Genomic DNA, 13,038 nt, shown 5'->3' with positions numbered 1-13,038 from the left:
ATTGAAATGAATTACATACTATCCATACTGATTTTTTTACCCCTTATCGCCGCTTTGGTGATCATTCTATTGCCCTCAGGTTTTCGAGAACGCTTTAAATATATAGCACTGGGTACGAGTATCGTTCAATTCTTTATCAGTGTATACATCTATCTGAATTTTAACAGTTCAGCGGCTTTTGCCGGGATAAACAGGGAAAGCCAGTTTCAATTAGTTGAAAAGATGTCCTGGATCAGGCTAGACCTTGGATCTATCGGTAAACTTGAGATCGATTATCTGTTAGGTATTGATGGCCTATCCATGCCGTTCCTGATTCTTTCTGCTTTGGTGATGTTTGTCGCTACGCTAGCGTCATGGGAGATCAAAACTAATCTGAAAGCCTTTTTTGCGCTGCTCCTGCTGTTAAACACGGCGATTATGGGCGTTTTCTGTTCACTGGACTTCTTCCTGTTTTATATTTTCTACGAGCTTATGCTCTTGCCGCTTTATTTCCTTATCGGGATGTGGGGAGGAGTACGACGGGAATACGCTGCAATTAAGTTCTTCTTGTATACTCTTTTCGGGTCGGTGTTTATGCTGCTGATAATTATCGGTTTATATTTCTCTGTATTGAATCCTGCCACAGGCAACCATACTTTCAATATGATCCTGATGATGGACCCGGCTAATTACCTCGGAAGCTCTATATTTTCAACTGTTGCCAGCCAAAACCTGCTGGGGATTTCGGCGAGGCTGCTGGCATTCATTGTTCTATTCGTTGCGTTTGCGATAAAGGTTCCGATTGTTCCCTTACATACCTGGTTGCCTGATGCTCACGTTGAAGCGCCAACCCCGGTTTCGATCATACTTGCCGGTCTCCTGTTGAAAGTGGGAGGGTATGGAATCCTGCGCATCTGCTATAGCATCTTCCCTGACGCCGCAATTCAATCAGCGTGGTGGATTGGACTGATAGGAGTGGTATCCATCCTTTACGGAGCTTTAAACGCGCTCGCTCAAACTGATTTGAAGCGGCTCATTGCATATTCTTCAGTATCTCATATGGGTTTCGTGTTACTTGGTATTGCCTCCGGAACGACTGAGGGAGTAAGCGGGGCAGTGCTTCAAATGATTAGCCACGGTGGTTTATCGGCAATGCTCTTCTTCCTTGTCGGGATGCTTTATAACCGGGTTCACGATAGAGAGATTGCGAATTTTCGGGGTTTAGCCTTGGTTATGCCCCAATATACGGCATTTGTTATGATCGCATTTTTTGCTTCGCTTGGATTACCGGGGTTTTCTGCATTCATGGCTGAAGCATTTAGCCTGATAGGAGCGTTTACATCCCAGGAAGTGAACGGCTTACTTCCACGCTGGATGGCTATAGGCGGCTCCGTTGGCATCCTGTTAAGTGCTGCGTACTTCCTTTGGACATTGCAACGTATGTTTTTTGGCCAAACGCGCTTGAAGGGCGGTGATGTATGGCTGACTCGGTTAAGGGACGTTAATATCCGCGAGAAATTTGCCCTTGTTCCCTTAGCTATTGTCGCTATAGCATTAGGGATTTTTCCATCGTTGATTTTTAGTAAAATGAATGCATCTGTTCTTGCCTTCATTCAGTTGGTTTCGGGATGATGAATGATTTTGTCCCTTACATATCGCTTTCTATTAATGAAACTATCAGGAGCTTAGCTTTTTTTTATCCTGAAGTAATCCTTGTTGCGGGCTTTATTTTAGTTATACTGGCAGATCTCTTTTTTTCAACGGGGGGCCGTCAGTTGCCATTTTTACTAGCTTTCTTAACATTATTAGTTTCCGCGATCCTGAATTTTGGGATGCTTGGACAGACACCTGTTCAGCTATTTGGCGGCATGGTCGTGCTTGACCATCTCGCGGTAGTCTTCAAGCTCATTTTCTGTTTCATCAGCATTCTGTTTCTTTTATTTGTGAGATATCACAAAGCTCTGCAGAGCAGCAGCAAGGGTACAGGAGATCTGTTCAGTATTCTAATTGCAGTTCAGCTCGGTTTAAACCTGATGGTGATGTCTCAAAATTTACTGATGATCTACCTTTCGCTGGAAATGGTTTCTGTTGGCTCATATCTGCTTGTTGGTTACTTGTCACAAAATTCGAAGCAGAGTGAAGCGGCAATGAAGTATGCTCTGTTCGGTGCAGTATGTTCAGCATTTATGCTTTATGGGATGTCATTGCTTTATGGGTTTACAGGAAGCTTAGATATCTCTTCGGCTCAGTTTGTAAGCTTCTTAGACACGACCCCGTTTCATTCATGGGGGGTGGGCTTTATAATGCTGCTAATAGGTGTCGCGTTCAAGCTTTCACTCGTGCCTTTTCATTTCTGGGCACCCGACGTGTACGAAGGAGCGCCAACACCGGTAACAGCATTCTTATCGACAGCTCCCAAGATTGCAGGGTTCGGTCTTTTTATAAGAGTTTTGGCACCCTTCCAGCCATTGAGCTTATCAGGGGTTGACAGCGCCACGTTTAGTCTGACCAGTGTGTTGGCTATTATGGCGATATTCAGTATGATGTTTGGGAATTTTGGCGCGATCTGGCAAAACAATGTGAAGCGTATGCTTGCTTACTCGTCTATAGGCCACACCGGTTTTATGATGATGGCCATGTTTGTTTTCTCTGCGAGCGGTTTCAAAGCACTGATATTTTATATGGTCATATACTCCATTATGAACATGGCTGCATTTATGATTGCCGATGAAGTTGAAGAGAAAACCGGCAAACAAAATATTGATGATTATAAAGGCCTTGGCAAACCCTTAAGCGTATTAATGATCGCCATGGTTGTTGTTCTGGTATCACTTACAGGATTGCCGCCAACGGCAGGGTTTACCGCTAAGTTTCTTGTATTTTCCGCAGCCATAGAAGCCTATAATCTCTCGGGATCGGGTTTACTAATGACTCTGATAATAGTTGGGGCGATCAGTACTGTCGTTTCCCTTTTTTATTATTTCCGGATTCCCTTAAATGCTTTCTTAAGGCCAAGCGATAGCCCTGTGACGGGGTTTGAAAATTCACCAAAAACCTACATTAGCCTGTTCCTTGTTTTCCTTCTTCTCTTTTTTATTCTTTTCCCTTCTGCTATTCTGAGATATTTGTAATTAGATTTAGAATAGGTTAATAATCACATTGTCAAGTTGTTAAGGTGCGCTATTTTTAACCGATATTCGGACAAAATTCATTGGCTTCTTAGGGATTAAATATCTACTTTTGCATACTCACAACCACGTATGAGCGAGCAGATCAAACATGAGTGCGGCATCGCACTTATCCGCCTATTAAAACCCCTATCTTATTATCAGCAAAAATACGGTACAGCGCTTTACGGCCTGAATAAGCTGTATCTTTTGATGGAAAAACAGCATAACCGGGGGCAGGATGGTGCAGGTATTGCTACAATAAAGTTAGATGTTCAGCCGGGGAAAAGATATATCAGCAGGCACAGGTCAATGGGCGCAAATGCAGTTGCTGAGATATTTGAGTATGTTCAGAATAAGTTTGCTGATGTTCAAAAAAACAGCCCCGAACTGCTGAAGGATACAGAATGGTTAAAGGAGAATATAAGCTTTACCGGTGAAGTCCTTATGGGTCATCTACGTTATGGAACCCACGGCAAAAACAGTATTGAAAGCTGTCACCCTTTTCTTCGCCAGAATAACTGGATGACACGTAACCTGGTCATCAGCGGTAATTTCAACATGACCAATGTGGATGAGCTTCTCGAGCAGCTTTTTGAGCTTGGACAGCATCCCAAAGAAAGAACAGATACGGTGACGGTCCTTGAAAAGATCGGGCATTTTTTGGATACGGAAAACCAGGAGCTTTTTGATAAATATAAAGCAGATGGCTTCTCCAACGAATCGATCAGCCATCAGATAGCTGAGCATATTGACGTCGCTTCGATTCTTAAACGATCAGCCAAAACATGGGATGGCGGTTACACCATCAGCGGCATTTTGGGTCATGGAGATGCTTTTGTAATGCGTGATCCTGCTGGTATCAGGCCTGCATTTTATTATCATGATGATGAGGTAGTTATTGTTACATCGGAACGCCCGGCGATCCAGACTGCTTTTAATGTGCCCCTTGAATCAGTAAAGGAAATAAAGCCCGGACACGCACTGATCGTTAAAAAGAACGGGACGGTTACAGAGGAGCAGTTTCGCGAGCCTGAAGTTCAAAAATCGTGTTCTTTTGAACGAATTTATTTCTCCAGAGGCAGTGATGCCTCGGTTTATCGTGAGAGAAAGCAACTGGGTCGTTTACTTTGCCCACAGATCCTGGGTGCGATCGACCATGATCTGAAAAACACCGTATTTTCATTCATTCCTAACACGGCAGAAGTTGCTTTTTATGGGATGGTTGAGGGCGTACATAAATATGTCAAGCAATACCAGCGCGACACACTTCTTAACCGTGCGGATCGTATTTCTGATAAGGAGTTAGAAGAGGTCCTGAACATTGCCCCTAGAGTTGAGAAGATTGCAATTAAAGATGTCAAACTCAGAACTTTCATTACTCAGGATGCAGATCGGGGCGATATGGTTGCTCATGTATACGATACGACTTACGGCCTGATTAAAAGAGGCACAGATAACCTTGTAGTTCTGGATGATTCAATAGTACGGGGAACTACGTTGAAGCAAAGCATCCTAAAGATCCTTGATCGTCTTGGTCCGAAGAAAGTTATTGTTGTTTCTTCAGCGCCGCAGATCCGCTATCCGGACTGCTATGGAATCGACATGTCTCGAATGGGTGAGTTTGTCGCTTTCGAAGCTGCTATATCTCTGTTGAGGGAAACCGGGAAAGAAAGCGTTATTGACGAAGTCTACAATAATTGCCTGGAATCTCAGAAACTGGGTAATAAGCAGGTTAAAAATTATGTTCAGCAGATATATAATCAGTTCGCCGATCAGCAGATCTCAGACAGAATAGCCAAAATAATCACGCCTAAGGAAATTCAAACAGAGGTGCAGGTGATTTATCAAACACTCGATAATCTCCATAAAGCCATCCCTGGCCACCTGGGCGACTGGTATTTCTCAGGAAATTACCCAACCCCCGGAGGTAATAAGGTTGTAAATAAAGCATTTATGAACTGGATGGAAGGGAAAAATCAGCGGGCTTATTAACGGTTAAAATGTAACAATTGGTATCTTTAAGTTATGCATCTCCCATTATGAACAAACTCTTTCTTGTATTTATTTTGCTTCTTTCTTCGGTATTTTCATTTGCACAGGAAATACATTTTTTTGATGAGAATGGCCGTAGAATAACGAAAGAGCAATTTGAAAGGCAACGATTGAACATCAATAAGCTTGGACTAAGCTTTCAGAAAGGAAAAGTAACTGAGACCCGCTTGGTTTTTCGTACAAAAACAGGTATCCTAAGCCAGGAAATACGTAACACAATTCTATCCAATCTTCAGGACGCCATTGGGAGTGAAATCAACCGATCAGAAATGATCATTATTAATTACCATCAGGGATATGGCAACTGCTCTCATGGTACCGGAGCGAGCTTACCCGCTATGAAAGTCGCAATATCCGAGTACAAGAGCCAAATAAAGCGACTCGGACAGACATCCGAATACCATATGTATGCTACAAAGGACGGATTGCGGGATCACTATGGCCTCATCAACTGGTATCCTGATGCGAATTTGCTGGTTGAAAAGACTTTCTTTAAATATAAATATCCCTGCAGGAGCTTTGTTATTATAAAGCCTAATGGAGAATACTATGCTTATTTTGGAGAGTACAGCAGGGATCAGGTGATTAAACAGGCTAAAAAGTTTCTAAGTCCATAAGTTGCAATAACAGTGATTTGCTAGTCAGGTGCATAATTCTCACCTGCCGTTTTATTGCACTCTCAACTTTCCACTTTCAACTCTCAACTATATTAAAGAGTGCCCGGTTAAAAGGTTATACAACAATCTAGCAGCGAAAATCAAAATAAGTACCCCGGCAATCCTGTTCAGGTTGGAGATTGTCTTTTCTTTTATTTTGTACCGGAGCTTATTAGCATAGTAAGCCTTGACGACATCTACGCTGAATTGAGTAAGTAGGATAGAACCAAAGAAGGGCACCACTTCCGCGGCATCGATCTCTCCTGAAATGGAAATTACACTGCTTGTAACACTTAGCCAGTAAAGCAATATGGCCGGATTGAAGATGCACATGAGAAAACCCTTAAGAAAATAACCGGTGTTGTGGCGTTTAGAAGTGGTTTTCTCATAGTTTACCTTAACTTTTTTGAAAAGGTAATAAATTCCGATAGCGAATAAAATCGAGCTTCCCGCTACCCCGATCTGGACCCTGTAAGTGTTTTCCAGGGCCAGAAATGAACTTCCGTAAAGGGTAAGGGCTACATAGAAAATATCGCTTACAACGACTCCGGCTGCAAGAGAAACACCTGCGTAAAACCCCTTTTCAATACTTGTCTTAATCAGAGAAAAAAAAACAGGACCGGTTAAAAATGACAGCACAAATCCTAATCCAATTCCTGATATAATTGATTCGATCATTCCGAATTATTAAAATCCAATTTTGCGAATATGCGAATACTCTGCCTAATAACAATGGAAAAAAGGTTTAGGTTTCAGGCAGGACACACCATTTGGGATGCTACCTTAATTATTTAAGAACCTTATGGTATTCACTATCACTGGTTTACTATTACGCCGATGCAAACTCATAATCAACTTCCAGTCCAAACGATTGACATACACCTAAAAGCTCTCAAAAAAATTCATTCAGATATCAGAAAATTAATTTATGTTAGGGTTACATTTTAAAAAACCTAATCTTTAAATGATGGAGAAAAGCTCACAACAAAATTATGGATCCGCACTATACACGATAATAACGGTGTTTTTCTTCTGGGGGTTCCTGGCTGCCAGCAACGGTATTTTCATTCCCTTTTGTAAAACGCACTTTAGCCTTACACAATTTGAATCACAACTAATTGAGTATACGTTTTATGGTGGTTATTTTATCGGATCGTTAATTTTATTCTATGCATCAAAGATTACTAAGGTAGATATCATTAATAAGCTGGGGTATAAGAATGCCATTGTGATCGGCCTTGTTATTTCCGCTGCTGGTGCACTGCTAATGATCCCAGCAGTTAATTCCGGCTCCTTTCCCTTTATTCTAACAGCATTTTTCTTTGTCGCCATAGGCTTTTCTCTTCAGCAAACTGCTGCCAATCCCTTCGTGATAGCTCTGGGCAGCCCTGTAACCGGTGCCGATCGTCTGAATCTGGCTGGTGGGGTGAATAACTTCGGAAGTATACTGGGGCCGATTGCGGTAAGTATCATCTTGTTCGGAAGTGCCCATGCTGTGACACCTAAAGTCGTAGAAATTACATCAATCAATACCTTATATTATGTACTGGCTGGGCTGTTTCTTGCCGTTGCAGCTTTCTTCGCCGTGTCAAAACTCCCAAAGGTAACGAGTGATGAGAAGATTGAATCAAGCGATAAAACCAATGTGCCTCTGGGTGTTATCTTTGTTGCTTTCGTCCTGGTACTCGCAGGAATTCCCCTCTCTGAATTAACAGGTTTAAGTTTATCATATTTTGTATATGCAGCCTTAATCATCATTGTACTAGCCTTATTTTTAACCCTGGGAGCGGCGTCGAAAGACAAATCAGGATGGGGCGCAATGGGTTATCCGCAGTTGATACTAGGAATGATGGCCATATTCACCTATGTAGGAGTCGAAGTGACAATACAGGGTAATATGGGAACACTTTTGAAATTGCCAGAATTTGGCGGCTATAACGACGCGACCATCGCACCATTCATTTCCCTGTACTGGGGGAGTATGATGATCGGTCGCTGGACCGGCGCAGTTAGTGCGTTTAATCTTGCAAAAAGTACAAAGAAAATCCTTACGATAGTTGTACCATTTGTTGCCTTCGGAATTATATTATTCGCAAATGACTGGAATGGTACTGACGTGAGCCAATTCTATGTTTATGCGGTATGTGTCGTTATTCTTATTGCCGGATTCTTTTACAGCCAGGAGAAACCTGCCAAAACGCTTTTAACCTTTGGTGTTTTAGGAGCAATCGCAATGGTGATAGGCTTAATGACTACTGGTCAAATAGCAATTTATGCTTTCCTTAGTGGTGGCTTATTCTGCTCTATCATGTGGCCGTGTATTTTTGCTTTGTCTATAGCCGGCTTGGGTAAATATACAAGCCAGGGTTCTGCATTCCTGATCATGATGATCCTTGGAGGAGCAATCATACCACCGGTTCAGGGACTTCTTGCAGATGAAAGCGGGATTCACATTTCTTACATAGTCCCGGTGATCTGCTTTGCATACATCGTGTATTTTGCAATAAAAGTAAGCTCAGAGCTAAAGAAACAAGGTATCGACGTAAGTAAGCTGGACACAGAAGCGGCACATTAATGTTAGAGAAGCCAAGCTTTGAACTGATCTTCATGAAACTTGCCACCGACCTGGCCGCACGCTCACATTGCGTGAAAGCCCAGGTCGGTGCTGTTTTAACTAAGGATACCCGAATAATTTCAATCGGTTATAACGGGCCGCCAGCCGGAACGCATAACTGCGATGAGGAATGGCCGGAAACCGGGTGCCCCCGTGATTCTAAGAATAGTTGTTCGCTTGCTCTGCATGCAGAGGAAAACGCCATATTATATGCCGTCAAGAACGGTGCTACACTCGAGGGCTCAACTCTTTATCTTACATTATCGCCCTGCCTGGCATGTGCCCGGATAATCTATTCATCAGGAATTAAGAAAGTCTTGTATAAAGCTTCTTATGCGGAATATAAGGGTTTGCCATCTGATGAGGGCGTAGATTTTTTGAATAAGTTCGGAGTGGAATGCAGAAAATTTGACATCGGAAGTCTGAGGTCGGAAGTCTGAATTCGGAAGTCCGAAACAAAAGTCTAAAGTCGGGTGGCGAAAACCAGGCTGACCTCCGATTTCAATCCTCTGGCCTCCAATTCAGTTACATAATTTCAGCCCATTTTCTTAAATTGCCCTTCTTTTTCGTACTAATTCATGGGATATAAAAGTCTTGCCGATTGCGTTTCAGATCTTGAAAAAAATGGACACCTGATCCGGATCAAGGATGAGGTTGACCCGCATCTGGAGGCTGCTGCCATTCATTTACGGGTATATGAGAACCAAGGCCCTGCATTATTATTTGAGAATCTGAAGGGAAGTAAATTTCCGGCAGTTTCCAATCTCTTTGGAACTCTCGACCGTTCCAGGTTTATGTTCAGAGATACGCTTGACAAGATTAAAACTCTTGTTGATCTGAAGTCTGATCCAATGAAAGCTTTTAGGAGCCCTCTGAAGTACGCCGGCGTGGGACTTACTGCTTTATCTGCACTTCCCTGGCAGACAGGTTTCATGTCACCTATAAAATTCGGAAAAGGTCAGATCAGCGACCTGCCTCAAATCACAAACTGGCCAATGGACGGAGGACCATTCGTTACAATGCCGCAAGTGTATACTGAAGATATCGACCATCCCGGCATTATGAATGCAAATCTTGGAATGTACAGGATCCAGCTGGGAGGAAATGACTACATAAAGAATGAGGAGATCGGGTTACATTACCAGCTTCATCGTGGGATTGGTGTGCATCAGACTAAAGCCAACGCAAAAGGGCAACCTTTGAAAGTAAGCATTTTCATCGGAGGGCCGCCCTCGCACCCGCTTGCTGCTGTAATGCCTCTTCCCGAAGGTCTTTCTGAAATGACCTTTGCCGGAGCTCTGGGCAACAGACGATTCAGATACTTTTACGATGATGAAGGCTTTTGTATCTCTTCCGATGCGGACTTTGTGATCACAGGCACAGTTGAGCCAGGCGAGAATAAAGATGAAGGCCCTTTCGGAGATCATTTGGGTTATTATAGCTTAAAACATCCATTCCCCTTAATGAAGGTGAGGAATGTTTATCACAGAAAAGATCCGATCTGGTCTTTCACTGTTGTCGGCCGGCCGCCTCAGGAAGATACGAGTTTTGGAGCCCTTATTCACGATATTACGGGATCAGCGATTCCTAAAGAAATACCCGGACTTCACGAAGTAAATGCCGTAGATGCGGCAGGAGTGCACCCTTTGCTGTTTGCAATAGGCAGCGAAAGGTACACGCCATACCTTACTGAGAAGAAGCCTCAGGAGATACTTACCATTGCTAATCACATCCTTGGTAAAAGCCAGTTAAGCCTTGCCAAGTTTCTTTTTATAAGTAATAAGGGAGACAATCCTTCGCTGAGTACAAACGACATCCCGGGCTTTCTGCAGCATATGCTCGAACGGGTCGATCTTACCCGTGATCTTCACTTCTACACTAAAACAACGATTGATACGCTTGATTACAGCGGAACAGATATTAATTCCGGATCCAAGATCGCTATTGCGGCTGCAGGCGATAAAAGACGTGAGCTTTGGAGTGAATTGCCGGCGACTTTTTCCATACCTCGGCCGTTTGATAAATATAAACTTGTGATGCCGGGTATTTTAGCGGTTGATGCACCTGCATATTCAAACCCGGAAGAAACAGCAAGGCAAATTGATAGTCTGAGCAGTTCCGTTGGATTCAAAACTCTTGACAGCCTCCCGTTAATTGTCCTATGTGATGATTCTGGCTTCACGGCTGAAACCATTAATAACTTTGTTTGGGTTACCTTCACTCGCAGTAATCCAGCTCATGACATCCATGGTATTAATTCTTTTACGGAAAATAAGCACTGGGGATGTAGGGGGCCGATGATTATTGATGCGCGGATCAAACCACATCATGCACCACTACTCGTAAAGGATGCTAAAGTCGAAAAAAAGGTAGATGATCTGGGGAAAGCCGGACGAGCACTACACGGGATTATCTAATTATTAAATATCCTGATAGTCTTCACAAATCTACCCTGGTAGTATTTGTTAAATGGGGTTTTAGTTACCCCATATGCCTTTCCGGATGTGGAGTGAATAAATTCAAGACCATTTTCAGCGGAGGTTACAATCCCCATATGTCCGACTACCCGTTTAGTGCTATCCGTTCCAGTGAATAGTATTATATCTCCTCTTTTTGCCTGATTTAGGCTAATCTCACGCTCAACCGAGGTAAACTGTACCGAAGACCGTGGTACAGCAATTTTGAAGTGATTGAAAACGTGGGAAATAAACCCGGAACAATCAAATCCCTTGTTTGGGTCAATCGAACCGTACAAGTAAGGGATGCCAATAAGGGTTTCAGCAAAATTTACAAGTTCATCCGGTTTAGTCCTTCCTGGGTTTATGTATTGAACGTCAAGCGATTTAGCATAATTCCATGGGGGTACTTCGCTGGGCAAATCTGCTTCCTTACTATCGGCAGAATCTGGGATATTGTGTACAATTGAAGAGTCACTAGTCCTGGAATCTTTGGGTATATAATGCTTCTGCGCGTCAGAATTACAACTTGATATTGTTATTACAACGAATAAACAAAAGAATAGGAATCTCATACAATAGGTTATGCAAATATGCGACCAAAAAGCTACAAATAGTTTCCAGATGGTGGTTAGGTTGTTCGATCCGTTAGAAAGACACTTTGAACCTGCCTGACGGCAGGCAGGCTCTCAACTTTCAATTCTCCGCTCTTAAGACCAGTTTCCCCGCTCTTTCATTTTCTCCATGATCTCAAGCGATCGCTTGATCCGGCTGTCTATAGACTTTGCCTGATTGATATAATAAATTAAACCGCGTTTATGTCCATCATTTAATGCATCATAGGCTCTTAAAGCTACAGGGTCCTGATCCAGAACTTCAGAAAGCTCTTCAGGCAAACCGAGTCCGTTATGCGGATCAACGCGGATAGATACATTGAACGGTATATCAATCGCAAGCTTATTCTTTTTGATCAGCTGTTTGCTTGCAATAATGACGTGTCTGCCATGCCGGGGGTTCAAGGCACAAGGGAATTCGGCGCTTCCTTCAATAGAACAAAGGATCCGCGGAGCACCCTTCCCCTCTGTGAACTGTACTGCGATCTCCTCAGGAACGACTATAAGATGATGGACCATCTTCTCATCCAATGGTTCCAGAACTGCATTAAAACATATAGTCTTCATTCAATTTTTTCCTGATCAAATATAGGGAGATGCTACGAGAAGCGAGTAACGAGATGCGAGATGTGAGAATTAAATCGGAATTTAAAACCTGAATGTATTCTCGGGTATTTCTCGTTTATCGCTTCCCGCATCTCGTGCAAAAAGTTATCTTTGCCCATGCAAGAAAAGATCATCATTCTTGACTTCGGGTCGCAATACACTCAACTTATTGCCCGGAGAGTCAGAGAGCTAAACGTATATTGCGAGATACATCCATTTAACAACCTTCCTGAGTTCGATAGCACGGTAAAGGGAGTAATCCTGTCGGGGAGTCCTTATTCGGTCCGTCAGGAAGATGCACCGCAAGTTGACATTGTAAAGCTCCAGGTAAGTTACCCTGTTTTGGGCGTTTGCTATGGTGCACAATATATAGCGCAAAAGTCAGGTGGGGAAGTAAAGCCATCATCAACACGTGAATATGGCCGTGCAAACCTTGAGTTTATCGATCACACTCACCCCCTTTTCAAGAATATAAATTTAGGGAGCCAAACGTGGATGTCACATGCAGACACGATAGCTTCTATTCCCGAAAATTTCGAGATCATTGCCAGCACTGATTCTGTAAAGGTAGCGGCATTCCATATTAAAGACACTCAGGTTTATGGTATCCAGTTTCATCCTGAAGTAACGCATAGTACTGATGGTAAGCAGCTTCTGGAGAACTTCCTTGTAGACATATGTAATTGCAGCCAGGACTGGACTCCGGATGCCTTTATAGACACTACTGTTGCGGCATTAAAAGAACGATTGGGGAATGATAAGGTTATATTAGGATTGTCAGGAGGAGTGGATTCGTCGGTTGCTGCAGTACTCTTGCATCAGGCGATAGGAACTAATTTGCATTGTATATTTGTCGATAACGGTTTGCTTCGCAAGGGAGAATTCGAGCAG

Annotated in this window: 11 protein-coding genes; 8 read left to right on the top strand and 3 right to left on the bottom strand. The window is 43.0% G+C overall.

Annotation, left to right across the window (positions count from 1 at the left end; translation table 11 throughout):
• The first annotated feature begins 6 nt into the window (after positions 1-6).
• From WKF69_RS02775 to WKF69_RS02760, 4 genes are all read left to right on the top strand, one after another.
• Complete coding sequence (locus tag WKF69_RS02775) at positions 7-1,611, top strand: NADH-quinone oxidoreductase subunit M (RefSeq protein WP_340379375.1); 1,605 nt, start codon at positions 7-9, stop codon at positions 1,609-1,611.
• Positions 1,608-3,110 (top strand): NADH-quinone oxidoreductase subunit N, encoded by a 1,503-nt coding sequence (locus WKF69_RS02770; RefSeq protein WP_340379373.1) that lies wholly within the window; start codon positions 1,608-1,610, stop codon positions 3,108-3,110. Before WKF69_RS02775 ends, WKF69_RS02770 begins: the two co-directional genes overlap by 4 nt.
• Positions 3,111-3,239: 129 nt before the next feature.
• Positions 3,240-5,141, top strand: a complete 1,902-nt coding sequence (locus tag WKF69_RS02765; RefSeq protein ID WP_340379371.1) for an amidophosphoribosyltransferase — start codon at positions 3,240-3,242, stop codon at positions 5,139-5,141.
• Positions 5,142-5,188: 47 nt separating this feature from the next.
• Complete coding sequence (locus WKF69_RS02760; protein ID WP_340379369.1) at positions 5,189-5,818, top strand: hypothetical protein; 630 nt, start codon at positions 5,189-5,191, stop codon at positions 5,816-5,818.
• An 87-nt stretch (positions 5,819-5,905) separates the two neighbouring features.
• On the opposite strand, the gene WKF69_RS02755 is transcribed toward WKF69_RS02760, so the two are convergent.
• The gene (locus WKF69_RS02755) at positions 5,906-6,535 is read right to left on the bottom strand and encodes a LysE family transporter (RefSeq protein WP_340379367.1); all 630 of its coding nucleotides are present in this window, start codon (positions 6,533-6,535) and stop codon (positions 5,906-5,908) included.
• 286 nt (positions 6,536-6,821) lie between these two features.
• On the opposite strand from WKF69_RS02755, the gene WKF69_RS02750 reads away from it, so the two are divergent.
• From WKF69_RS02750 to WKF69_RS02740, 3 genes are all read left to right on the top strand, one after another.
• Positions 6,822-8,432 (top strand): MFS transporter, encoded by a 1,611-nt coding sequence (locus WKF69_RS02750; RefSeq protein WP_340379365.1) that lies wholly within the window; start codon positions 6,822-6,824, stop codon positions 8,430-8,432.
• Complete coding sequence (locus WKF69_RS02745; RefSeq protein WP_340379364.1) at positions 8,432-8,911, top strand: dCMP deaminase family protein; 480 nt, start codon at positions 8,432-8,434, stop codon at positions 8,909-8,911. Before WKF69_RS02750 ends, WKF69_RS02745 begins: the two co-directional genes overlap by 1 nt.
• Positions 8,912-9,049: 138 nt before the next feature.
• The gene (locus WKF69_RS02740) at positions 9,050-10,888 is read left to right on the top strand and encodes a UbiD family decarboxylase (protein ID WP_340379362.1); all 1,839 of its coding nucleotides are present in this window, start codon (positions 9,050-9,052) and stop codon (positions 10,886-10,888) included.
• On the opposite strand, the gene WKF69_RS02735 is transcribed toward WKF69_RS02740, so the two are convergent.
• The gene (locus WKF69_RS02735; RefSeq protein WP_340379360.1) at positions 10,885-11,502 is read right to left on the bottom strand and encodes an NlpC/P60 family protein; all 618 of its coding nucleotides are present in this window, start codon (positions 11,500-11,502) and stop codon (positions 10,885-10,887) included. The two genes, WKF69_RS02740 and WKF69_RS02735, sit on opposite strands and share 4 nt — an antisense overlap.
• 135 nt (positions 11,503-11,637) lie before the next feature.
• Entirely contained in the window at positions 11,638-12,108 is a 471-nt protein-coding gene (locus WKF69_RS02730; protein ID WP_340379358.1) for a YdeI/OmpD-associated family protein, read from the bottom strand.
• A 156-nt stretch (positions 12,109-12,264) separates the two neighbouring features.
• On the opposite strand from WKF69_RS02730, the gene guaA reads away from it, so the two are divergent.
• Positions 12,265-13,038 (top strand): glutamine-hydrolyzing GMP synthase (guaA, locus tag WKF69_RS02725; RefSeq protein WP_340379356.1); only part of this gene is annotated, 774 nt, incomplete at its 3' end.

Source organism: Daejeonella sp. (assembly GCF_037719425.1).
Lineage (GTDB): Bacteria > Bacteroidota > Bacteroidia > Sphingobacteriales > Sphingobacteriaceae > Daejeonella.
Note: the sequence above shows the minus strand (reverse complement) of the source record. Positions and strands in the feature narration are given on the sequence as shown.